The 24,019-nt window shown below is 39.0% G+C and carries 25 protein-coding genes; 6 read left to right on the top strand and 19 right to left on the bottom strand.

Annotation, left to right across the window (positions count from 1 at the left end):
• Positions 1-7: 7 nt before the first annotated feature.
• The 6 genes from MKY65_RS03325 to MKY65_RS03300 form a co-directional block, all read right to left on the bottom strand.
• Positions 8-1,177 (bottom strand): ROK family transcriptional regulator, encoded by a 1,170-nt coding sequence (locus MKY65_RS03325; protein ID WP_339182377.1) that lies wholly within the window; start codon positions 1,175-1,177, stop codon positions 8-10.
• Positions 1,178-1,356: 179 nt separating this feature from the next.
• Positions 1,357-2,394 carry a galactitol-1-phosphate 5-dehydrogenase gene (locus MKY65_RS03320; protein WP_339182375.1) on the bottom strand — a complete coding sequence of 346 codons (1,038 nt, stop codon included), beginning with the start codon at positions 2,392-2,394 and terminating at the stop codon, positions 1,357-1,359.
• A 30-nt stretch (positions 2,395-2,424) separates the two neighbouring features.
• Complete coding sequence (locus tag MKY65_RS03315; protein WP_042531631.1) at positions 2,425-3,747, bottom strand: galactitol-specific PTS transporter subunit IIC; 1,323 nt, start codon at positions 3,745-3,747, stop codon at positions 2,425-2,427.
• A 35-nt stretch (positions 3,748-3,782) separates the two neighbouring features.
• Positions 3,783-4,058 carry a PTS galactitol transporter subunit IIB gene (gene gatB, locus MKY65_RS03310; RefSeq protein ID WP_042531629.1) on the bottom strand — a complete coding sequence of 92 codons (276 nt, stop codon included), beginning with the start codon at positions 4,056-4,058 and terminating at the stop codon, positions 3,783-3,785.
• 38 nt (positions 4,059-4,096) lie between these two features.
• Positions 4,097-4,558, bottom strand: coding sequence for a PTS sugar transporter subunit IIA (locus MKY65_RS03305; RefSeq protein ID WP_339182370.1), 462 nt, complete (start codon positions 4,556-4,558; stop codon positions 4,097-4,099).
• On the bottom strand, positions 4,551-5,336 hold the full coding sequence (locus tag MKY65_RS03300; RefSeq protein ID WP_339182369.1) for a DeoR/GlpR family DNA-binding transcription regulator: 786 nt from the start codon (positions 5,334-5,336) through the stop codon (positions 4,551-4,553). Before MKY65_RS03300 ends, MKY65_RS03305 begins: the two co-directional genes overlap by 8 nt.
• A 172-nt stretch (positions 5,337-5,508) precedes the next feature.
• Between MKY65_RS03300 and MKY65_RS03295 the strand changes: the two genes are divergently transcribed.
• From MKY65_RS03295 to MKY65_RS03285, 3 genes are all read left to right on the top strand, one after another.
• The gene (locus MKY65_RS03295; protein WP_339182367.1) at positions 5,509-6,432 is read left to right on the top strand and encodes a 1-phosphofructokinase family hexose kinase; all 924 of its coding nucleotides are present in this window, start codon (positions 5,509-5,511) and stop codon (positions 6,430-6,432) included.
• Between the two features lie 256 nt (positions 6,433-6,688).
• Positions 6,689-7,558, top strand: coding sequence for a class II fructose-bisphosphate aldolase (locus MKY65_RS03290; protein WP_339182366.1), 870 nt, complete (start codon positions 6,689-6,691; stop codon positions 7,556-7,558).
• A gap of 307 nt (positions 7,559-7,865) precedes the next feature.
• Positions 7,866-9,113 (top strand): YeeE/YedE family protein, encoded by a 1,248-nt coding sequence (locus MKY65_RS03285; protein ID WP_212929447.1) that lies wholly within the window; start codon positions 7,866-7,868, stop codon positions 9,111-9,113.
• Between the two features lie 74 nt (positions 9,114-9,187).
• Here MKY65_RS03285 and MKY65_RS03280 read toward each other — a convergent pair whose 3' ends face one another.
• Both MKY65_RS03280 and MKY65_RS03275 read right to left on the bottom strand, forming a co-directional pair.
• Positions 9,188-10,123 (bottom strand): Rpn family recombination-promoting nuclease/putative transposase, encoded by a 936-nt coding sequence (locus MKY65_RS03280; protein WP_339182364.1) that lies wholly within the window; start codon positions 10,121-10,123, stop codon positions 9,188-9,190.
• Between the two features lie 91 nt (positions 10,124-10,214).
• Complete coding sequence (locus MKY65_RS03275; RefSeq protein ID WP_339182362.1) at positions 10,215-10,382, bottom strand: Rpn family recombination-promoting nuclease/putative transposase; 168 nt, start codon at positions 10,380-10,382, stop codon at positions 10,215-10,217.
• Between the two features lie 262 nt (positions 10,383-10,644).
• Here MKY65_RS03275 and MKY65_RS03270 point away from each other — a divergent pair, with 262 nt between their 5' ends.
• On the top strand, positions 10,645-10,893 hold the full coding sequence (locus tag MKY65_RS03270) for a hypothetical protein (protein ID WP_339182360.1): 249 nt from the start codon (positions 10,645-10,647) through the stop codon (positions 10,891-10,893).
• A 77-nt stretch (positions 10,894-10,970) separates the two neighbouring features.
• Here MKY65_RS03270 and MKY65_RS03265 read toward each other — a convergent pair whose 3' ends face one another.
• Positions 10,971-11,717, bottom strand: coding sequence for an alpha/beta fold hydrolase (locus MKY65_RS03265; protein ID WP_339182358.1), 747 nt, complete (start codon positions 11,715-11,717; stop codon positions 10,971-10,973).
• 267 nt (positions 11,718-11,984) lie between these two features.
• On the opposite strand from MKY65_RS03265, the gene MKY65_RS03260 reads away from it, so the two are divergent.
• Together MKY65_RS03260 and MKY65_RS03255 are read left to right on the top strand one after the other, a co-directional pair.
• On the top strand, positions 11,985-12,518 hold the full coding sequence (locus tag MKY65_RS03260; protein ID WP_212929443.1) for an N-acetyltransferase: 534 nt from the start codon (positions 11,985-11,987) through the stop codon (positions 12,516-12,518).
• Between the two features lie 211 nt (positions 12,519-12,729).
• On the top strand, positions 12,730-13,581 hold the full coding sequence (locus MKY65_RS03255; protein WP_339182356.1) for an AraC family transcriptional regulator: 852 nt from the start codon (positions 12,730-12,732) through the stop codon (positions 13,579-13,581).
• Positions 13,582-13,912: 331 nt separating this feature from the next.
• Here MKY65_RS03255 and MKY65_RS03250 read toward each other — a convergent pair whose 3' ends face one another.
• From MKY65_RS03250 to MKY65_RS03205, 10 genes are all read right to left on the bottom strand, one after another.
• Complete coding sequence (locus tag MKY65_RS03250; RefSeq protein ID WP_212929441.1) at positions 13,913-14,653, bottom strand: DeoR/GlpR family DNA-binding transcription regulator; 741 nt, start codon at positions 14,651-14,653, stop codon at positions 13,913-13,915.
• Between the two features lie 151 nt (positions 14,654-14,804).
• Positions 14,805-15,242 (bottom strand): ribose 5-phosphate isomerase B, encoded by a 438-nt coding sequence (gene rpiB, locus MKY65_RS03245; RefSeq protein ID WP_212929440.1) that lies wholly within the window; start codon positions 15,240-15,242, stop codon positions 14,805-14,807.
• 19 nt (positions 15,243-15,261) lie between these two features.
• Positions 15,262-15,912 carry a ribulose-phosphate 3-epimerase gene (gene rpe / locus MKY65_RS03240; protein ID WP_212929456.1) on the bottom strand — a complete coding sequence of 217 codons (651 nt, stop codon included), beginning with the start codon at positions 15,910-15,912 and terminating at the stop codon, positions 15,262-15,264.
• Positions 15,913-16,000: 88 nt separating this feature from the next.
• The gene (locus MKY65_RS03235) at positions 16,001-17,371 is read right to left on the bottom strand and encodes a PTS transporter subunit EIIC (protein WP_339182351.1); all 1,371 of its coding nucleotides are present in this window, start codon (positions 17,369-17,371) and stop codon (positions 16,001-16,003) included.
• A gap of 37 nt (positions 17,372-17,408) precedes the next feature.
• The gene (locus tag MKY65_RS03230) at positions 17,409-18,335 is read right to left on the bottom strand and encodes a sugar phosphate isomerase/epimerase family protein (RefSeq protein WP_339182349.1); all 927 of its coding nucleotides are present in this window, start codon (positions 18,333-18,335) and stop codon (positions 17,409-17,411) included.
• A 619-nt stretch (positions 18,336-18,954) separates the two neighbouring features.
• Positions 18,955-19,839 carry a glycerophosphodiester phosphodiesterase family protein gene (locus MKY65_RS03225; protein ID WP_339182346.1) on the bottom strand — a complete coding sequence of 295 codons (885 nt, stop codon included), beginning with the start codon at positions 19,837-19,839 and terminating at the stop codon, positions 18,955-18,957.
• Entirely contained in the window at positions 19,826-20,587 is a 762-nt protein-coding gene (locus MKY65_RS03220; protein WP_339182343.1) for a glycerophosphodiester phosphodiesterase family protein, read from the bottom strand. The genes MKY65_RS03225 and MKY65_RS03220 overlap by 14 nt, the downstream gene beginning before the upstream one ends.
• Before the next feature lie 133 nt (positions 20,588-20,720).
• Positions 20,721-22,049, bottom strand: coding sequence for an ABC transporter substrate-binding protein (locus tag MKY65_RS03215; protein WP_339185095.1), 1,329 nt, complete (start codon positions 22,047-22,049; stop codon positions 20,721-20,723).
• A 225-nt stretch (positions 22,050-22,274) separates the two neighbouring features.
• The gene (locus MKY65_RS03210; RefSeq protein WP_339182342.1) at positions 22,275-23,090 is read right to left on the bottom strand and encodes a carbohydrate ABC transporter permease; all 816 of its coding nucleotides are present in this window, start codon (positions 23,088-23,090) and stop codon (positions 22,275-22,277) included.
• Positions 23,087-24,016 carry a sugar ABC transporter permease gene (locus MKY65_RS03205; RefSeq protein ID WP_339185094.1) on the bottom strand — a complete coding sequence of 310 codons (930 nt, stop codon included), beginning with the start codon at positions 24,014-24,016 and terminating at the stop codon, positions 23,087-23,089. The genes MKY65_RS03210 and MKY65_RS03205 overlap by 4 nt, the downstream gene beginning before the upstream one ends.
• Positions 24,017-24,019 lie beyond the last annotated feature (3 nt).

Raw genomic sequence — 24,019 nt, 5'->3', positions numbered from 1 at the left:
CGTTTTTTCACATTGGATTAAATAACTCAATTAAAAGTAAGGAAATAGCTCCAAGAACAGTGGCATTATCATAAAGATTCGTTGCCTCAACCTGTGTTTCTTTTGCTTTCCCTGTCAAGGCACGCTGATGAATCGTTTGTTTAATAACAGGAAGCATTATTTCCCGACTGTTCATAACGCCTCCGCCCAGAATAATTTTATCCGGATTCAGAATATGAATTAAATTGGTCAAGCCAACGCCTATGATTTCCGCAATTTCTTGAAAAACCTCGATATATTCTTGTTCGCCTGCTATCGCACGTTCATAGATAGCTTCCGCTGTATCTGCTTCCTGAGAAGCACCTTTTATTTTTTTATGCGCATAAGCAGCAATTGCTGAACCGGTCACAAAAGTCTGTAAGCATCCTCTATTCCCGCAGGTACAGCGTTCCCCATGAAGATCGATGGTCATATGACCCAGTTCGCCGGCAATATCCTGTGCTCCATGGTATAATTTCCCATTGATAACGATACCCGCACCTACACCGCGCCCAAGGTTAACGGCTACCATGCTTTCCACAATTGCATGCCCGCCAAACCAGGATTCTCCTAAGGCCATGGCACGACCGTCATTTTCCACTTTAACGTTCAGGTTGAATGCCTCCTCCAGCTCTGCTTTTATTTGAATATTTTTCAGCTCCAGGTTCGGTGCAAATAAAGCGATTCCTGTTTCAACTTCGACTACCCCATGCATGGCTACACCGATGCCGATAATTTTATCCTCTTCCACAGAGGAGGCTTGTAATACGTTGCGAATACCGTCTTTTAGCATCGTCATAAAGGCTTGATTGGTTATTGGCTTTGGGATGATGGCAGATGACTGCTCCAAAATTTCTCCGGATAAATTAGAAAGGATACATCGGATTGTTTCTGGTCCTGCATCTACTCCGATGACGTAAAACGCACTGCTGTTCACATAAAGCAAGGTTGGTTTTCTTCCGCCTTGTGAAGCGCCCAATTCTTTTTCGATCACCAGCCCTTCCTCTATTAATTCTTTGACAATGCTGCTGACAGTCGGCGGGGTGAGTTTTGTTTCTTTCGCTATTTGTGCTCTTGATATCGGTTCAAAGGTACGAATTTTATTTAAAACAAGTGATTTGTTGACCGATTTCATTAATTGAAAAGTGCCTCGCTGCATCCAGATTCTCCGTTCATCGTTTTAGAAATATCATACCATAGTTAATTTAATTTATTAAGTGAGCTGGTCACATCTATTTGGTTGTACTCCTTTTTTCTGGAATTTTTATATCTTAAAGCTTTGATGACGAAAAAACCTTGAAAGATACAATGAAACTGTATCCTTCAAGGCTTTTCTCCCTACTGTCTTACATCATATAAAAACTTAATTGAATGATTATCCGGATCAATCATTTTCTGAAATGGTTCTTCTTTGACCTCCAGCGGGGTCACTTCATGAATCAAAGGTTTGACATCGATTTTTCCATCCTTCATATATTGTAAAGCTGCTGTCCATTCAAATCCTGGAAAAGGAGCGGAATAGGACATCCAAGAACCGTATACTTTTAATTCTGCTCTTAGAATTCTTTCAAATACATCTGCAGGGAATGTAATCTCTTTCTTCGCTGTGCCAACATATACAACTTGGCCAAGCTTCTCCACTACACTCAATGACTGAACTTGAGTCTGTGGCACTCCTGCTGTTTCGACTACGATTTCCGGTCTTTGATTTTCTTTAAAATAATCATCTAAATCAACTTCTAATGAATTGACGGTAACTGTAGCTCCTAAACCTTTCGCCATTTCCAGCTTTGCGTTATCAATATCTATAACCGTTATTTCTCCTGCACCCTTTGCCTGCAGTGCGAGCAGTGACATCATACCAATTGTACCTGCTCCAAAAACAACGGCGCTTGCCCCGGCGTGGATATCGACTTTTTCAATCCCATGGATAGCAACGGTTAACGGCTCAATTAACGCCGCTTCCTGGTCTGTAATCTCATCCGGTAAAGGCAGGATATTTTTAGCATTTACCGCAACGTATTCAGCCATTGCCCCCTGCTCCCGGGAACCAATAAAACTATAATTCTCGCAAAGCGCCGGATGGCCGCTGGCACAGCTGGAACACTGTTCACACGGAACTAATGGAGCTACTGCAACGCGGTCTCCCTCTTTTAATCCCTGCACTTCGCTTCCTGTTTCCGTAATAACACCTGAAAATTCATGCCCTAAAATGGTCGGGTAATTATGCACCTTTCCATCAAAATAGCGGGCTAAATCGGAACCGCAAATTCCCACATAAGCTACTTTCACTAACACTTGATTGGGTTTAATAACTGGTATTTCCATATCCTTTACGGAGAAGTTTGCTTTACTTTCCAGCACTAACGCCTTCATTTCAACGACATCTCCTATCTAAAATTTTCCTCATATTTTCTCTCTTTTAAATTGAACGTACGTAAAAATAATACTGAATACATAAATTCCGCCAATAATCAACAATGGGACTAAATTTTGAAGCTGGAATAATTCTTTCAAAATAAATGTGATTGGTGCTCCGCCTTGGTCCAGAGAAGCAACTTGGCCGCTTGAAATATTTCCTGTATCTGTTGCCAGCTTCGTATGCACGCCTACCATCATATTCGCTATCCAGATAGTGATACTCATGATAAACGCTCCGGAAATAACCGTCCGGAATAAGTTACCTTTATGGATCCCAACTGCCATCGATACAAAGAATCCAATGGTTGCCAGGTCACCAAACGGCAGGACTTGGTTGCCAGGAATCAAAATAGCAATAACCAATGTTAATGGTACAAAAATCAGACTTGCTGCTACTACTTGGGAATTGCCTAATAGTAATGCTGGATCCAGCCCAATATAGTATTGCTGTCCTTGGAAGCGTTTGTCTAATATTGCCTGCGCAGCTTCTGCTATCGGCATTAAACCTTCCATAATAAATTTAACAACTGTCGGCATCAAGACCATAACAGCAGCCATTTGAATCCCTAACTGCAGCACGTCAGATACAGGGTAGCCTGCCAAAAATCCAATGACGATACCTAATACGGCGCCAATAATGACTGGCTCGCCGACAACTCCAAAACGCTCTTCAATCTTACTGGAATTAATATTTACTTTTTTTACACCTGGAATTTTATCGATAATGGCATCAATGACAACTGCAAATGGAGCGGACCAGGTTCCGGAACCATGCGGAATCGCTATCCCTTCCAAGCCAAAATGCTTATTCACTGTCGGTGCAAACCAATCACCCAGCTTGTAAACAAAGGCAGAGTGAACAACAACACCGATAATTGCAAACCAGAAGTTTCCGGTTGCTGCCAAAATAATGGCTCCTGTAAACGTCATATGCCAGATATTCCAAATATCGACGTTAACCACACGGGTCATTTTCGTTACAAGCATCAGCACGTTGACAAGAATGGCTACAGGAATCGCAACCATAGCAATCGTTGATGACCATGCCATCGGGGAAGCTCCCGGCCAGCCGACATCAACCACGGAAAGACCTAAATTAAAGCGGTCCGCCATTTCTTGTGCAGCTGGTCCTAAATTATCTGTTAAGAGACCAATGACTAAATTAATCCCGACAAATCCGACACCAATGGTTATCCCGGAACGAAGGGATTTTCCAATGCCTTGTTTTAAACAAATTCCCAATATAAAAATAACTAATGGAAGCATTACGGTCGGACCAAGATCTAGTATATATTGTAAGATTTGCATGGACGGAATTTCCTCCTTTTAATGAAGAGATTGCTCTACTGCAGAACCTCTAAAATTTCTTTTTTTGTTTTGTCTAACCCTACTCCTGAGATAAATGCCAATCCATGAATAACTGGAACGCCGTAATCCTTGTCCACCTTAGCTGTGGTTACAATCAAATCTGTACCGCTGACTTTTGATCCTAATTCACTTACACGGCATTGTGATACATCTGCATCAATGTTATTTTCCTTTAATAAAGCTCTGATTTTATTTGCTGCCACCGTTGACGTTGCTACTGCTCCACCACATGCTACTAATACTTTTTTCATTTTAAATTCCTCCAATTTTGGTTAAATAGTATTTTTATTTATAAATCTAAATTTGATTCCAGTAATTGATACGCTTCCTCTACTGTTTGAAGCTGTAATAGCTGATCTAAAAACGCTTGCTGCTGCACCAGCTCCACTATTTTTTGCAATACTTGAATATGCTCTTCTCCATCAGAGCAGCCAAGCAGAAAGACGACTTTCACTTCAATTTCGTCGGAGTCGCTCCCCATAATCCGAAAAGAAACGGGCTCCTTCAGCGTCATTAAACCGATTTTACTTTCATTTACATAACTTGCATCTGTGTGCGGAAGTGCTACTCCGATTACGCCTGTCGGAACACCTGTCGGGAATTCTTTTTCCCTTGCTTTTAATCCTTCGACATATTCACTGTTGGCATACCCTTTCGTAATCATAACGCTTCCAATCTCTTCAAAAATGGCAGCTGTTGAATCTGCGCTGCTATTTAAAAGAATCAAACCTTTATCAAGATAATCATTCATCTTTATGACTCCCCTCCGCTTCAACGGTATAGACTTTCGTTTGCAGTGATTTGATGGTTTCTACTGCTTCTGCATCAGATGTTGTGTCTGTGATTAAAATATCCACTTCATCAATGGCAGCTACTTGGTTCATCGAAGTAGAATGGAATTTGGAGAAATCAGCCATCATAATTTTCAGCTGACAATGTTTCATCATCAACCGGGATACTTCTGACTCTCCCATATGCATATTGGTATAGCCTGCCTGCAAATCTAAACCGCCTATTCCAAAAAATCCTTTATCTACAAAAAGCTTTTCAATCCCACGATAAGCAATTGGCCCAAATAAGGAGTTTTCATTCTTTCTTACATTCCCGCCGATAATAATGACGTCAAAATCAGAATAGTCGATGAGCTCCTGTGCAATCGGTAAAGAGTTCGTGATAATCGTTAAATCTTTTTTGTTATTTATTTCTCTGGAGAAGTATAAAGCAGTAGTTCCATAATCTATATAAATGGTATCTCCATCTTCTACGAGTTCAGCAGCTTTTTTGGCAATGGCCTTCTTTTCCTCTTCATTAACCGTTTTTCTTGTTACATACTTTGTTTCCAGATTGGCTTTATTGAGTATCGCTCCCCCATGAACCTTCAGAACAATGCCTTCCTGTTCCATTTCATAGAGATCTTTGCGGATGGTTTCCCGAGTTACTCCTAAATCATTACTTAAATCTGCAATTCTCACGCTTTTATTTGTTTGCAGATACTGCATGATAATTTCTTGACGATCTTGTGAGAGCATCTAAACACCTCCTAAAGGATAACTTGCAAACGCTTTAAATTGATTATAAGACATAAAACAAAATAATGCAAACATATTTTTATTATTTTTTTGCTTTATTTAAATTTTTCTTTGCTTTTTTTTGCTTTAGGATTTATGATAAACCTATCAAACATGAAAATGAGGTGATAGTTTGTTGCATGTTGTTTGTCCGAACCCCGCATTAGATCGAACGATTTTTTTAGAGAAATTTGATGTTAACGGTGTCAGCAGGTCACATCAGGCGAAGGAGCTATTAGGAGGAAAAGGGTTCAATGTGATTCGTTCTTTTTCTTTTCAAACAAGCAGCGCTTTCATAGCACACGCTTTTTTAGGCGGATATATTGGCAAACATTTGCAAACCTTGGCAAATGACCAGCATATCTCTACGACAGTAACACCTATTAAAGAAAATACGCGTATCTGTTCCATTATTGTAGATAACGAAAAAGGGCACGCACATTTAATTAATGAAAAAGGACCGGTTATCTCCACATCTGAAAAACAGGCATTTGAGGATACCTTACTGGATTCGGTAAAACCGGAAGATTATGTTGTCTTTTCCGGATCGCTTCCAGATGGATTACCCTCATCATTTTATCGGGATTTAATTATTTCTTTGCAGGATAAAGGAGCAAAATGCGTGATAGACAGCAGCGGGGAAGCTCTATCCAAAAGCATCGAAGCGAAGCCATGGCTGCTAAAAGTCAATGAATCGGAATATTTAGAGTTAAAAAACAAAACAGTGGAAACAACGGAAGAAATCATTACCCTCTTAAAGAATGATACAGCACTGGAAAATATCATTATTACATTGGGAGGAGATGGCTCCATTGCAAAAATTCACGGAAAATGCTATCGCGTTACTTTGCCAAACATCACAGCCAAAAATGCAACGGCCTCCGGTGATATTTTTCTTGGAAAATTGTTAGAAGCGTTTCAATCGAATAAAGAAATCGAAACTGCTCTCATAGAGGCAAGCAGTTTTGCTGCTTCAAACTGCTTATATTGGTACCCGCATATTGATATGAACGATGTAAATGAAATAAAAGAACAGATTACATTGGAAGAACTATAAGAGGATGTTCAAAAAGTCCAATAAAAATGACACGGCGAGAAGAGGAACTTCTGTTAAGATCGTCCACGTCCTGTGGACAACACAGAAGTCATCACATCCTGTGAAAGTCCGTTCCTCAAAGCTGCGCCGCCTTGAACTTCCGACGCACAGGACGTGCTAGTGTTGGCGTTGCAACAGGACGTTGCGACCTTAGCCAACTGGTCCTGTTTATCAGACTTTTTGAACTCGCACTATAAACTAATGAGGAGAGATTTCAATGACTTTATACTCTACAACACCAATGCTAAATAAAGCAAAAAAGGAAGGCTATGGCATTGTCGCATTTAACGTCCATTCCTTTGACAGTATTTTTTGGGTAGTGGAAGGAGCAGCCGGGTTACATTCCCCTGTTATTTTGCAGACAACGATGGGAACGGTCAAATCCTTAGGCGCAAAAAATATTGTGAAGGTAGTAACTGCTGCATCAGACTATTATGAAGTGCCAGTTGGTTTACACCTTGATCATTGTACCGATTATGAGCTGATTAAACAATGCGTCCGTGCAGGCTATACTTCCGTCATGATCGATGCCTCGATGCATTCATTTGAAGAAAATGTAACGCGAACCAAAGAAGTAGTGGATCTAGCAAAATCATTACATGTCAACATTGAAGCAGAGCTCGGTAAAGTAGGCGGTGTAGAAGACGATATCGTGGTAGACGAGAAAGACGCTCAAAAAGCAGTTCCTGAAGAATGTGCTGCCTTTGTAGAACAAACTGGCGTACCAACACTTGCTCCAGCCATCGGTACAGCACACGGAATCTATAAAGGGGATCCAGATATTGATTTTGACCGTATCCAAAAAATTGCTGAGATTGTCGACGTTCCTCTTGTATTACATGGCGGTTCCGCTGTGCCTGATAAAGATGTCCGTCAATGTGTCTCACTTGGCATGGCAAAGGTAAATGTTTCTACCGAATTAAAAAACGCTTATTCCCAAGCAATTGCTGATCATTTTAAAGAAAATCCAGACCAATTAGACCCGAGACAATATTTACAAAAAGCAAAAGATGCAGCAATAGAAATGGTTGCTTCTAAAATCAAAATGGTTGGCAGTGAAGGGAAACTGGTAAAACCGTTTGTTTGATTGAGCTGCCGTTTATTCTCAATGCTTCATGATGAAAAGGGCCCTTCGAGATACCGTTTTTCATGCTGTATTTCGAAGGGTCTTTTTTCATTTTACAAATGTTTTTATTTTTAATTTCTCCTCTTCCTTATCTACATCTTCATCCAAACTTCGCTTCTCTTTATCATTTTTCAAAAAATAATGAAATCCTTTCCAGGCCTTAAAATGCATTTCACCTATTTCTAATAACCCATTGACATTTTTTCCAAAGAGGCATACACTAAAAAATCATAACAAACTAACTTGATAGGAATTAGAGGTGTTTTACATGTCTACATTGGCACAACCGGTTTCCGAACAACCAGCAAAAGTGGAGGATGCGCCAAAATTAAATCCCCCGCAGAAAAAACTGGTTGCAGGCGGAATCATTGTTACATTTATTTTGACGATTTATTTAGCAGCCACACAACATGTCGTTCAGCCATTGTTGTTATTGATTGGGTTACTGCTTGGATATACATTGTTTCATGCACGTTTCGGTTTTACTTCAGCCTTCCGGAGACTAGCTTCAGTAGGGAATGGCCAGTCTCTGCGGGCGCATATGTTCATGCTGGCTATTGCATGTACATTATTTGCACCTATTTTAGCATTCGGGTTTTCCTTTTTTGGAGGAACACCTGCCGGTAATATTTCACCGATCGGCATTAGCCTGATTGTCGGAGCATTCATGTTCGGCATCGGCATGCAGCTCGGCGGCGGCTGTGCTTCTGGCACACTTTACGCAGTCGGCGGCGGCCGGACTGTTATGTTTATTACCCTGTTATTTTTTATTGTCGGCTCAACTATTGGTGCGGCTCATTCCACATTCTGGATGGACGATTTACCAGCTGCGGAACCTTTTTCTCTGGCAACCTCAACAGGGCTTGGTTACGGCGGAGCATGGATTGTTTCTTTATTAATTTTTGCCATCATTGCCGGGATAACCATTCTGATTGAGAAAAAACGCAAGCCTCCTAAAATGGCGGCACTCCCTTCCGAAAAGGGCTGGAAACGACTTTTCCGGGGTTCCTGGCCTCTTTTCGCCGCGGGTGCTGCACTGGCTGTTTTGAATGCTCTTACGCTGCTCACTCGTGACAGCCCCTGGGGCGTGACAGCTGCATTTACACTGTGGGGTTCAAAAGCAGCAGGAGCACTTGGCTTTAATGTGGAAAGCTGGGGCTACTGGGCGGGAAATACAGAAGCTCTCCATGCTTCTATTTTCGCAGATACAACAACCGCTCTTAATTTCGGTGTCATCTTAGGTGCTTTCATTGCTTCCGCAGCAGGAGGATTATTTAAGTTTACAAGAGTTACCAAAGGAAACACTGCCGCTTCCATTATTGGTGGTCTTCTGATGGGTTACGGCGCACGCCTTGCATTCGGCTGTAATGTCGGCGCATATTTCAGCGGCATTGCTTCCTTTAGTGCACATGGTTACATTTGGGGAGTAATGGCTCTTGGAGGTACCTTCCTTGCTTTATATTTGCGACCGCTATTCGGTCTTTCTGTGCCAAAACCACGCGATTCATTTTGCTGACAAAGACGCGGCGATACAGGGAGCTCTCTTCCTTGTTGTTAATAGAAAAAACACGGGAATCCCCCGTGTTTTTTCTATTTCAAGTATTGTTTGACATCTTCTATGGTTTCCAATTCATCTATGTGATCGATTATTGTTTCCAACGTGCTTATTTCTTGTTTGTATATCTTTTTCTTTATATCTTTTGAAGGAGGAGCTACGAATTTTGTGATTAATCGAATTGTGGTATTGGCTAATGCTTCTGCTTTGCCTTCTACTATACCTTCTGCTCTACCTTCCGCTTTTCCCTCAGCTTTTCCTTCCGCTCTGCCTTCTTCTTTTTCTTCATTCCGAAAAATCTCCGCTAATGTCATTGTCAACTCGCTCCCTTCTTGATAAGTGTTTCCTATATGGTCGATTATATCATAAAATTGTTTTTTGGTAAGATGCCGCTGGACACGGAAAATATAATAAAACAACGTCTTCAAATACGCTATTGCCCTTGTTTGATCCTGCAGCTGCCGCAGGTAATCGACTGCCTGATAGATGGTATTTACCACGGCGTGGATATCCTTTTTGCGGATATCCCGAAACACCATCAGAATAATTCGCAGGAACACATTCAATTGGACATTTTCGTCTTTATAACCAGATACATCGTATAGAAAAAATTCATAATCAGGGACATATTTCTGCAAATTGGGCGGGAAATCCTTATACCCTTCCAGCAAGTGATGAAAGGAAGTGCCTGCATACCAATCTGTATCGCCATGATACAGCACAATCGGCATAATGATTGGCAGCTTATTTTCTTCTTTATTATCCCGTTTGATTTCCCATATCTCCACCATATATCGCAGTAACTGCAAAGCAGTATAGTAATCATGATAGCTTTTATGCTCGAATAGAAAATAGACGTACGCGGGTTTTTCATGAATTTTTGTCTGGAATAATAAGTCGGAGAAATATTCTTGAAGGTCGTGACTGATAAAACGAAACTTCTTTCTGTGGGGTTTTCGCTCTTCTCCCACAGAATGTTAGTTGAGTGATTCAGGGAGTTAGCGTCCGTTATCCCCCGCTTAAATGAATTTATTTTCACTCTCTATTTCGAGGTGGGGGGTTTTACGGACGGTTCTCCGTGGCGAAGCTGTCTTTTTGCGGCTGAATGGATGCTACATCAATGGTTTCGCGAACGGAAGGCGGTAAAAAGTGGGTAATAAAATCCTTTGCAACATCCACATTTGAAAATGTTTCTTTAAAAATTTTGTCATGCGGGTTTTGAATCTGCAAGCTTATCAAGTCCTTTCATTGGTATCATTCGATGACTGAATCGAAAGTAAGTTCTGAATTATATTAACACAGCCTCCCAAAAGAAACAAATGTTCTAAATTTCTTTTTTAGGTCAGAAAATCCGCTATTTCTTTAACTTTTCGTTAAAGACAGCTATTGAAATATCCAAAAAAAATCAAAACCTCCTGTATATTTTTCAAATTTAATCCCAAACTAAGTATCGTTGTTGATTCACATTCTAAATGGATAGGGATGATAATTAATGATGAATAATAAAAAAGGAATGACCACGTCACTGATTGCTGCAGGTGTAGCAGGTGCGGCAGCCTATGGTATAAGCATGGGGATGCAAAATGGTTCCTTTCAAAACATGTCACAAAAGCTTTCCAATTCCATGAATAGCTCCACCATGCAGGATATTGCTAAACCGCTTCAGGATATGCTTACAAGCGGCGGCCAAGCAATGAATCAAGGTGCTAGCGGAGGACAGAATCAAACACAATCTTCTTAGATGCAGGTGCAGAAGCATTTACTTTTAAGATGACAAAAGGGATGACATCAGCTTCGATGTCATCCCTTATTAAATCGTTATAATTCCCCTTCTTCTCCCCATGACTGCAATGCATGCAGAGACTTTTCAATAATCAAACCTTGGTCATTATCCAAGGTTGCTACATGATAGCTCTCCTTCAGAGTGACGATCTCTTTTGAATTAGCAGATATGCTGTCCAATATCTTCTGAGCATTATCAGGTGAGACAACATGGTCTTCCTCGGAACTAAAAATAAGTGCAGGGCAGGTTATTTTTGCCAGATTTTCCTTTGTTTCTTTTATCAGGCTTTCTAATTCTTTAATTGATTTAACTGGTATTTTTTCATAAGTGATTTCCATAGCATCTGCCTTTTTGATATCTGGTCCATCATCCGCAATGAAACGCTCTTTGAGATTTTCATACATTGCAGGCAATTCCACTGCTGCGTTGACAGTAATGATCCCGGCAAGCGGGTACTTTGCTGCCGTATATAGCGTCAATGTGCCTCCCATGGATAAACCGCAAACAAAAATTTTATCGCATCGTTCTTCAAGCCAGTTATATGCTTCTTCAACAGAAGCTATCCAATCTTGGTATGTATATTTTTCCAGATCCTCAGGAGCTGTTCCGTGACCCTTTAACCTCGGTCCACAAACAGTGTACCCTGCGTCTGCGAAAGCTTTTCCAATCGGATACATCGCTTGAGGCGATCCAATAAAACCATGGATTATTAGAACCCCTGCACGATTCCCTTCAAAATAAAACGATTCTGCTCCATTGATAATAGGATACTGATTGCTCATCTATTATTCCTCCTCTTAACGTAAACTTTACTTCTTATTGGAATAATTCAAATCATAACACTATCTTTTGAATTATAACAAATTGATTTCCTATAATTTGATTTATCTCATGAAGAAGATTATCTAAAAAAACTTGGACTTGTATGGTAAATGTATTTTCTTTTTCCATCTTCGCTGTCCCTCACCATCATTTATTATTTCCTTCTTATATAGTAAAATAAGCAAAAGCCTTCACTACAATCCATTATATAAGAAAGAAGGGTTTCCTTGAATATAAACCTTCGTAAAGAACAACCAACAGATTATCAAAAAACAGAAGCGCTCATTGAACAAGCTTTCCGAAACGAAGAGATGAGTGATCAACAAGAGCATTTACTTGTACAACGTATCCGCAGGTCCAATGCTTTTATTCCAGAGCTTTCTATCATCGCAGTAAATCAACAAAATAACATCCTTGGCCAAATTCTTTTTTCAAAAATAACGATTGAAAACAACGGACAAACAACAGCATCGTTGGCTCTTGCGCCCGTCTCTGTTCATCCAGACTACCAAAAGCAAGGGATTGGGTCTATGTTGATAAATGAAGGATTAGAACAGGCAAAGGCAGCTGGATACCCTTCTGTGATTGTGCTTGGTCATGCCGATTACTATCCCCGCTTCGGCTTTAAACCGGCCAGTTTATGGGGAATTCAAGCTCCATTCGATGTTCCAGATGAAGCCTTTATGGCTTTGGAGTTAACACCGGGTGCGTTAAAGGATGTCAGTGGTGTGGTTCAATATTCCGAAGCATTTTCTGAATAGCATACTGCTTCACCAGCTTACCGATAAAGGGAAACTTCCTTCAGTGGGGGTTTTCTTTGATTCCCCACTGAATTTGAAAGGAACAAAGGCTAAGTTCGTGACGTCCTAGTCCCAGTCCCAACCAGTTACACTGCGACAAATTGGAACGCATATTGTCGGGAAACAGTTGATTTCAATTGGTATCCTTTAAATGAGAAGAGGAGGTTATCACATGGATACGCTTAATTCCACGAATGCTGCTATTGATTATATAGAGGAGCATTTAGATAAGAAAATCAATTACCAGCAGGCGGCTCAAATTGCCTGTTTTTCGGAACATCATTTCAAACGAATGTTTTCTTTTCTTGCCGGTATCCCTTTATCCGAGTATGTACGCAGGCGTCGACTAACATTGGCAGCATTAGAACTGCAGGAGAATAACAAGAAAGTGATTGATGTAGCATTGAAATATGGTTACCAGTCCCCTGATTCGTTCTCCAGAGCCTTTCAGGAATTGCACCATACCTTGCCTAGTACAGTAAAGCAGACAGGAGTTTCTCTTAAAGCTTATCCACCGATTTCCTTCCAAATTTCTATTAAAGGAGATGTTGAGATGAAATATCGTTTTGTCGAAAAAGATGCTTTTCACATTGTAGGGCATAAGGAAGTCATGTATCCAGAGGATGGAGATTTTAACCCTACTCTTTGGAATACACTTACCGATGCAGATTATGCAAAACTTGGAACACTTGAGAGAGAAGATCCGAATTTAAGCGGCATACTAAATATCACCGTCAATACCTGCCACGGTCCAGAGCAGAGCGAAGAAGCCTTGGAATACTATATTGCTGTTGTAACAAATCAAACTGCTCCAGATCATCTCGCTGCGTTAGAAATACCTAAACAACAATGGGCTGTTTTTGATGCGGAGGGTGAGATGCCTCATGCCTTAACAAGCACTTGGAGTAGAATTTACACAGACTGGTTTCCAACATCGGGATATGAACTTGCAGAAGCTCCCGAGATTGTAAAAAGCATCCATGATATGAAAACGGAGATTTGGATTCCTGTACAAAAAGGATAAGGTCTTTTACCTTAATTCAACTATCACAGACTAAAATAAGCGTGAAAAATTTTATAATGAATAGGTGAATTTGATGCCATTGTTGGACTGGAATTGCAAATAACTGTTAAATGATTTATTCGTGTGTATAATGACACTTACAATAATCTCATTTTATTGCAATAGGACAAACGTTCAATCTTTTTTGCCGGCTTCTTGGAAACACTATCAATTTAGCTTTTTTATGCACTTTATAAAGAAGTCGGCAAAAATATGTGATTAAACCTCATTTTTTTGATATCATATATATCTTAAAAATTCTATAAAGAACCAAAACCAATAGTATGACAAATTAATCAGGATGTATTAATTCTGTTACGTTAGCTATTTCCTTGTCGTATTTGTTTGATATAATTGTTACTTCATTTAAATCAAATGCTTTCACAGTAGAATTAACATGAAATTTCGAGTCATCACATAGTAAGAAGTTCTTTTTAGAATTATGAATAACATGTTTTTTTTTGTTTGCCTCAACAAGATTTGGCGTACTCGCTCCTTTGAATAAATCAATTCCATTAGCTCCTATAAACGATTTATCAAAGTAAAAATTTTGTATGTTATTATCAGCCAAAGGTCCATTTAATGATGAAATGTTAGGGTTATATCTACCGCCTAAAACGATTATCTCCGCTTGAATTTCTTGAGAAATACCTAATACACTAGCGTTTGTAGTAATTATACTAATTTTCTTATCAAGAATTTTGTTTAATAATGCAGTGCAAGTGGAGCCCGAATCTAGATAAATTACATCTCCATCATTTATTAACCTTGCAGCTAATTCAGCAATTGCTTCTTTTTCTTTGGAATGTAACGATTGTTTTGCTGTTATAGATAACTCTACTGTTGGAGAAGATACTTTTACTGCCCCACCTGTTAACATAACAACTTTTCCTCTTTTCTCCAATTCCTTCAAATCTCTTCTAAGAGTAGAGATGGATACATTCGGAAGTAAACGATGCAATTCTTCAATTTTTAAGATTTCCTCTTTGCTAAGCTTTTCAAGAATTTTTTCTTGTCTCTCATAAGGAATCAAACCTTTTCCTCCTTACACGTAGAAATGATAATTACATTTTATCATTTTTTAGTGGTACATGATAAAAAATACTTTTATATTTACAATAAAAATAGCAAGACCAATGAAGTTTGATTTCATCATTGATCTTGCTGCTTCTAAATAGTATGTTTTACTCTTCTAACTTTGTTATCTTTTCTACTCTTTTAGAATGTCGACCTCCTTCAAACTCAGCTTCTAACCATTCCTTCACAATCATTTTTGCAAGCTCCTCACCTACAACTCTAGAGCCTAGAGCAAGAATGTTCGTATTATTGTGTTCCTTCGATAGTTTGGCTGAGTAAGGTTCACTGCAAACAACTGCTCGAATCCCTTTTATCTTATTAGCTGCAATAGAAATACCTACGCCCGTCCCACATATTAATATTCCTCGGTCAAAATCTCCGGAAAGGACTCCCTCAGACACTTTTTTGCTATAGTCAGGATAATCAACGCGTAAATTGGACTCTGTACCGAAATCTTGAATAGAGCACCCAAGCTCTTGCAAATACTCTATAATTGCAGGTTTTAATTCATATCCAACATGATCTGAACCAATTGCTATTTTCATTTGTTTCCATCTCCTCTTTTCAATATTTAAAATTATTAATTAACTCTCTATACTTTTGTTCCTTACCAAATAATGCTGAGGTTCCTAATACAAAACCATCAACGCCAATTCCACTTAATTTTTTCATTACAGTTGGCGACACAGCTCCATCTACTATAATTTCAAATGTATTATTAATTTTTAAATTAACTAACTTCATTATTTTCTCATCTACATAATCAAGATATTTTTGACCTGAAAACCCTGGATTTACAGTCATCACCAGAACATAATCAACTAATGAAAGAAGTTCTTCAATTTGATGAATTGAAGTGCCTGGATTTATTGCAATACCTGCCTTTTTGCCCTTTTCTTTGATTTTATCAAGCGTACGGGTTGGATGTTTATCTGATTCTGGATGAATGTAAATAATATCCACGCCAAAACCAGCAAATAATTCTATATACTCTCCTGGATTTGAAATCATTAGATGGACATCTATCAGCTTATCAGTTGCTTTTTTTATGACTTCAATATCTTGCAGCCCCATTCCAAAGTTAGGAACAAAATGACCATCCATTATATCAATATGAAAAATATCTATCCCGGCATTATCTAATTCTTTCACTTCTTCTTGTAAGTTATTAAAATTTGCGCACATCATAGAAGGACAAATAAGCATAACGTTGATTTCACTCCTTCGAAAAAGATTTATTAACTATTTGTTAAAATCCCTTCTCATTACTAAATTCCCAACTTGAGAGATAGTTAGATTTTTCCTATACAAGCTTTTCGTCTTTTCTTGTAAAGATATACGATAATACCCCTGCTACCACTAATGAAATTAGCAATCCAATCATAGCGTGTAAAAAATTAGATCCATTATCTTGCACAAAAGCAGGAAAAGTTGTTACACTTCCAAAAACAAAAGCGTTCGTTACAACTTTCATTAATCCAAGGTAAGCTCCTCCAGTGGCTCCTCCTATGATTTGTGCTAAAAATAATTTTTTATTTTTAACTAATAAACCAAATAATGTTGCTTCGATAATGGCAGATAAGGCGACGGTAATTAAACCTGTTAACGAAAAACTTCTTAGTTTTTTATCCTTTGCTTTAAAATAAACACCGATTGTTGTTCCAATAACCGCAAAATTACAAGCAAATGTAAAAGGTACAATATAATCAAATCCATAAGTAGAAATATTATTAATCATAATAGGATTTACAGCCCAGTGAATACCAAGACTAACTAGGATGCTCCATCCGCCTCCAACGAGAATACCTGTTAATACACTGCTTCTTTCTATTAACCAATTAACAACGTTTGCCACTGCTTCTCCGCTGTATACCCCAACAGGCCCAATAATCATCACTGTTAGTGGAATCATAATGACTAAAGAAACCAGAGGAACAACAACTAACTTCAAAGTTTCTGGAATATGTTTATCTAAGAATTTATACAAATAGGAAAAAGCCCAAATAGATAAAATAATTGGTACCACTGTAGAATTGTAATTCATCAAAACAACAGGAATACTAAAAAAGTCTGTTGTCGCTCCATTTCCTACATTGCCCATTAATGCAATAAAATCTGGATGAATCAGTGAAGCTCCAATTAAAACCGAAATGTATGGGCTTGCACCAAATCTTCGAGCTGACGTAAACGCTAACAAAACAGGAAGAAAATAGAATACACTCATTGAAGCAACAAACAAAATAGTATATGTTCCACTGTCTTCACTAATCATTCCTGCTTGTACTGCTAAAATTAGTAACCCTCGTAAGATACCTGATCCCGCTAAAGCTGGAAGTAAAGGCGCAAAGATTGCTGAAATGGCTGAAAATATATTGCTGATAATACTGCCTGACTTTTCATTCTTTTCCTCTGTTTGCTGGAGGGAATCTCCTTTTGCCAAAGGTTCAAATTCATCATAGAGTTTCGATACTTCTGTACCAATTAATAGTTGATATTGCCCAGCTTTATTAACTACGTTTATCACACCATCAATTGCCTCTACAGATTTATCATCTACGATTGATGTATCTTTTAATGTCAGTCTTAGTCTTGTTGCGCAATGAGTCATGTTCGAAATGTTCTCCGCCCCGCCGACCTCACTTAAAATTTCTTGTGCTAATTTTTTATAATCCATGTATTACCCCTCCTTTTTATTATTGGTATTGAAAATCTTAGTTCAAGATTTCCAATACCAATTCACTTGCTTTGACACCACTATTCTGCTCAATAATCGATCCGATTTTTTCCATTCCAATTTTTTCAATTTTTCCATCGATACGCTGAATCATTTTTAAATTACTTTCGCATTCTTCAACGGGGTCTTCAATAACCGGGAAAGTATCAAAATAAATCGCATGATGATAATTGTGTAACTTCGTATAATATAGAAATTCAAAGGTCTTAACTAAACTGCTTGTTCCAATCATTAATCCATCGTCATTAAGTCCATAACCATCGTTCAAATGAACCCCAAATAATTTATTCTTGCTTCCTAAGATGCTTGCTCCATAAGCAGGATTCTCATGTTTCATTAACATGTGGCAGTAGTCTAACGTAATACCTACATTCTCTCGATTGACTTCATTAATCATTGTCATCGCAATCCCTAAACTATCTATAAAAGCATAAGCTCGAGGTTGAAATGGCTTATATTCGATACTAATTTTAATATCTGGTGCATAGTCAGCAATTTCAATCAGACAGTTTTTAATTTGCTGCCATACTTTCTCATAATTTATTTGAAATGAATAGTCAAAACCATCGAAACCTAGCCAGATTGTAACTATTTCACCTTGAATTTCTCTGCAATAATCTGCAGCTTCTTTGCATAATGTTAAAGCTTCTTGGGAAATGTTAATGTCAGCATTTCCTAACTCACCATTGATAAACTCATTTCTAAACCTTAGAGCTACTCCATTTGCCTTGAGGTTATATTTTTCTAAAAGTGCTTTCATTTCATCAGAATAAAAATCAATAACGTGTTCTGGATAATTTAAATCTACATGAGTTAGTCCAATACGATTGAATTCTTTAAAAACCTCCTCTAAATCATTATTAAATTTTGGTAAAAAAGAATTGATCCTTGTTGCTGTTTTCATTTTAAGTCCTCCTAATTTCTCTTCAGTTTTATAATATCATCATAACTTTCCAATTACAATCATTATTTTTCTTTTAAATTCATATTATTTCATAATTAATGATAAAGTATGGAATGAATTTAAAATTAACAGATAATTTGATTTATATTAATAGTATAGAACGTACTTAAATAGTTGGAATAAATTGACAGAAATTAAAGACATATAAGAATTACGCAGATTGATTCAGAAGCTATAAAGTGGGAGATTATCGGTTGTTTATTCATATGAAACCTTATGTAAAAAATATAGTTAGTTTAGGTATGATATTTTATTAGAAAAAGATTTATTGAATTTTACTTTTAAAATGGATGAAATAATACCACCAAATCCCAAAAGTAAATTATCTCATTTTTTCATTAAATTTCATCCAAATTCATATACGATGAGTCAATTGATTGTAGATGTTGGAGTAAGCTATCAATTAAGTATGCGCCATACGCTGGTGGCAAGAATCTGCTAAAGCTGCGGGGATCTTATAGCCAATTATACTGTAATAGATATCCTCTTAATTCCACTAAAAAACCTCACAAAGTCAAATAGTCGACTCTGCAAGGTTCTATATATATAATGACATATTCTACTCCTTCAATAGCTGCTTCGTAAAATCAATATCATCCGTAAAAATCCCATCCACTCCATACATCATGACACGCTGCTGTTCAACAAGCTGCGTACGCTCATCCGTAAAAAACACATGAACTTCCTTCCCCTGCTGATGAAGCGTATCAACAACACATTTCGTCACATTTCTTGATTCGATTCCAATTACATCTGTATCTGCTTCAAGCGCATCCTCTAAATCAAATTTATCTGTGCCATATAACAGCGTCGAACGGATTTCCGGTGCGAATTCCTGCAATTTTTTCAAGCTCTCCTTAGAAAAGGATTGAAAGCTCACATATTTTGGATCCAGCAAATCATTTTCCTGAAGCAGGTTGATTAACGGTTCTTCCATTTTTGTATCGTCATCCACCAGGCGTGTCTCGATATAATAATGCTCTTCCTGTTTAAATGCCGTAACAATTTCTTCTAATGTCGGGACGGGCTCCTTATAGGTTTTCTGCCCGAACACGGCTACGGTATCGAATTGCTTGATTTCGTTCAACATAAATTCTTCTGGGACGCCTGCTCCTGTTGTTGTGCGATCTAAGGTCGTGTCATGAAGTGCGATTAATTCCTGGTCTTTGGTCATTCGTAAATCAATCTCTATCGAGTCTGCATCAGCCTCCGAAGCAATTTCGTAAGCAGTCAGCGTATGTTCATTAAAGAAATTATTCGCACCACGATGGGCGATCACCTCTAAATCAGTTGAAACTGCTTCAGGCCTTCCTGCTGCACTTGCATATAATGTCTCCGCACCATATGTTTCCGAATCCTTAAGTACCTGCGGCTTTGCTTCAAAAAATCCAGATATTATAAAGACGGCAATTACCAAAGTAAGTAAGATACTACGCCATGGCATAGCGCTCACACCGATAAAAGATGGCACGATCCGGATAATCGGTCACAATGGCTTTCACTTTCACGTCCAGCAATTGCTTCAGCGTATCCTTATCATTGACAGTCCAAACACGCAGCAGTCTCTTCCATTTACTCCAATGATAAATATGCTTTAAAAATGTATCCGCCTCAACATGCAGTGCCTCTAAACCCAAAATATCAATATAATCCTCCGGGTGAGAAATCGGCTGGTTAATAATCCATGCCAGGCGGGCATCCCGGTCATAATGACGTAAACGAATCAGTGTAGGCAGATGAAAGCTGGAGTAAATAACACGATGCTTTACATCCGGATATTTAGCAACGTAGTCTAGCAGCCTTTCTTCGATATTTTCATATAAGTTTTCACATGTTTTTAATTCAATATTCAATGCAACATCTGGATATGGACTAACCAGCTGAAGGACTTCTGCTAAGGAGGGAACCTTTTCTTCCTCCCAGCTCTTATCATAAGTTTGGAATGAAGACAGATAGGCTGGATTCCATTGTAATTCCCGAATTTCTGAAAAGGTATATTCTGCTATGGATCCAATTCCGTTCGTTGTCCGATTTAGTGCAGCATCATGCATTACCGCGAATTCGCCATCCTTTGTCATGTGTACATCTATTTCCAAACCATCCACTCCAGCTTCCAGTGCCTTTTCAAAACTTAGCAGTGTATTCTCCGGATATAACCCCATCATGCCGCGATGTCCATATACTTTTGTCAAGAAAATCCCTCCTGAAAATTGAGTTGTTATCATGAAATATCCTTTTATTCAGCGGAGGCTTCCCACTTCTGTTCAGCCCAAAACCTCCGCTGAATGAACCTCTTACTTACATCGTGCTTTCCTCTGTTACTTATTACTCTCCACGAGCTTTATTTGCTGTTTCAATGGCTGCATTCAATTGTTCGATTGCTGTCTGATACGTGGTATCTACATCTCCGCCATTAAATACGCTCTCCAATGCCGTTTCAATAATCTTACGTTCTTCCGGTATCATATCCATGACAGCCCCCTGTGTCGCATAAGAAGGGTTGGTTGCTTGCAGCTGTTCCACCGTCACCTTTAATTGCGGGTTTTCTTCATGCATTTCTACAGCCAGATCCTCTTCGTAGGCTGCCGGATTAATGGCAAAATAGCCTGTATCTGTATGCCACTGTGCCTGAATTTCAGGCGATTGCAGATACTTCATAAAATCCCAAGCTGCTTTTTGCTCCGCTTCCTCCTTGCCCTCACTCATCCAAAGACTTGCTCCACCGATAACCACACCTTCCCGTTCCACATTTTCCGGATGCGGTAAAAACGCGACGCCTACCTCAAATGGTGCATTATCAATTAAATCACGGGAGTTGGCAGAGGATTGCAGGAACATCGATACATCTTCCGCTAAGAATCCAGCCAGCATATTATCCCCATTGGTGCCATAGTTTGCAAATGTTCCATCTGCATTCATCCGCTCTACCCACTCAAAGATTGATTTTCCTTGTTCTTCGGTAAAGCCGATTTCTGTTGCTACTCCTGAACGTCCATTATCTTCATTCAATAATAATGCTCCTTGGTTTGCCAATAATTGTTCAAATAACCAGCCATACGCCTGAAGCGCAAAACCTTTCATCTCAGGATTTGACTCGACAATAGCTTTACTAGCTGCTTCTACCTCTTCAAATGTCTGAGGCGGATTTTCGGGGTCTAAACCAGCTTCCTCAAAAGCATCTTTATTATAGAACATCACCGGCGTAGAAGAATTAAATGGCATCGAATAGAATTGATCGTCTATTTTATAATAGTTAACGATATTCTCTTCTAAATGCCCCATATCATAGCCGTCCTCATCAATAAACTTTTGAATCGGCTCAATATGACCGCTGTTTACCATCGACATCGTGCCTATCTCAAATACTTGAATCATCGTCGGCGCACTATCTGTCCCAGCTACACTATGAAACTTCGTTAATGCCTCATCATAGGTTCCCTGAAACTCCGCCCGGACCTCTACCTCATCCTGCGATTCATTGTAGGATGCGACAATTTTGTCCAATGCTTCTTGTGAAGCACCTCCCATTGCATGCCAAAAGGTGACGATTTGCTTGCCATCTTCTGTTTCTGTTGCTTCACTGGAGCCTTCTGCATCATTGGAACCGCAGGCAGCCATAAAAATAGTCATACTAATAACGACGAATAACAACATTTTCTTCAATGAAATCGACTCCTTTTTCAAAATATATGTTCAAAAAGTTTCCGAATTAGAAGCAAGAAGATCAAGGCGACGGGTTTTTTACGAACGGAGCGTATGCTTTTAAATACGTGAGTAACGCTTTTAGTGGGACGAGTAATCGCAGTCCCATTGGAAAAACACGTCAACGCAGAGATACGCCGCTTATCATTTGGGGACTTTTTGAACCTCCTCTTACATTTATTTTAGCGCTCCTTCAGTTAAACCACGCTGCAGCTTCTTCTGTCCTAAAAATAATAGAATCAATGTTGGAATAATGACAATGACCGCTCCCGCCATAATCACTCCCCAATCGTTCATCTGCTCTTGTGATTGCAATTGCCGCAGACCAATCTGTACGGTTCTGACATTGTCATTGGTTGTAGCTAGCAGCGGCCACAGATACATATTCCAGGACGTTAAAAAGCCATACACGCCTAAGGTGATCAGGCTTGTTTTCGCTACCGGCAGAACCACTTTCAAATAAAACTTCACATCTCCCATACCGGCAATCTGACTTGCTTCGCGCAGCTCCTTAGGAATTTGTTTGAAATTCTGCCGTAACAAGAACGTTCCAAAAGCCATCGCAAAGAATGGAATCGTCAGTCCGGTATATTGATCAATCCAGCCAAGGTCGCGAATCGTATGGAAGTTCGGAATAATCGAAGCTTCAAATGGCACCATCATTGTTGCGATAAAAAGATAAAACAAGAAATCCCGGCCTTTAAATTCTAAAAAAACAAAGGCGTACGCTGCTAAGCTGGCTAAAATCAGCTGGCCAATCATGATGGCAATCGAAACTAAAAAGCTGTTGATGACATAATGCAGCAGCGGAAATTGTTCAAATGCCCGACGATAGTTTTCGAGTGAAAAAGCAGAAGGCAAGCTTCCCGTCATAATATCCTGATTTGTCATGAAGCTCATGACAACAGCCATCATCGTCGGCGTGAAAACAAGGAATGCTGCAGCAATCAATAAAAGATAGGTTACGATTTTTCGTCCGAAAGGAATTCTCATTGATAATGAACCTTCCTTTCTCCCAATTTAAATTGGATGATTGTCATTAACAGGATGATAATAAACAAAATGATTGCCTGCGCACTCGCCGAGCCAAATTGATAGTTAGTAAAGGCTTCCCGGTAAATCGAGTAGACCATTAAATTGGTTGCATTTTGCGGACCGCCCTGCGTTAAAATATCCACCTGCCCAAACGTTTGAAAAGCGTTGATAATTGTTACCGTCACAACAAAGAACAGGGTTGGTGACAGCATCGGAATCGTAATCCTTCTTAATTTATAAAAATACCCTGCGCCATCCACATCTGCACTTTCATAAAGATATTTATCAACCGATTGTAATCCGCCCAGTAATATTAAAAAGGTAAAACCGATATTCATCCATATCGTTGTCACAGCTACTGCAATCAGCGCCCAGGCAGGGTCTGTCAGCCAGCCAATCTTCTCCAATCCAAACGTGTCCATGATAATATTTAAAAAGCCGATTGTCGGATGGAATAAGTACAGCCAGAATACAGATGCCGCGGCTACGGAGATTCCCATGGTAGAGGAAAATATCGTCCGAAAGAAGCCAATCCCTTTTAATTTTTCATTTGCAATAATAGCTAGAAATAAACTGATCACAATGGTCAGCGGCACTGTATAAAGAACAAATAGAAACGTCGATTTGATGCTTTGCTGAAAAATAGTTGATTGAAATAATGTCACGAAGTTATCCCATCCTACAAATACCGTTGTGGCCCCGCTCGCATCAGTAAGGAAAAAGCTTAAATACATCGTCCGGAGCAGCGGATAGAATAAAAATACAGAAAAAAGAGCAATGGATGGCAATAGAAATAGGATACCCTTGATAAATTGCTTGTAGCGCTGTTTTCGCTTCGTCCGCACAAATAAAGCTTGGTCCTCTTGTGTAATGACCGCAGTCATATT

Origin of the sequence: Oceanobacillus sp. FSL W7-1293, from assembly GCF_037969815.1 — a bacterium.
In the GTDB taxonomy this organism is placed as follows: Bacteria; Bacillota; Bacilli; order Bacillales; family Amphibacillaceae; genus Oceanobacillus; species Oceanobacillus oncorhynchi.
This window is presented reverse-complemented; position numbering and strand designations above follow the sequence as displayed.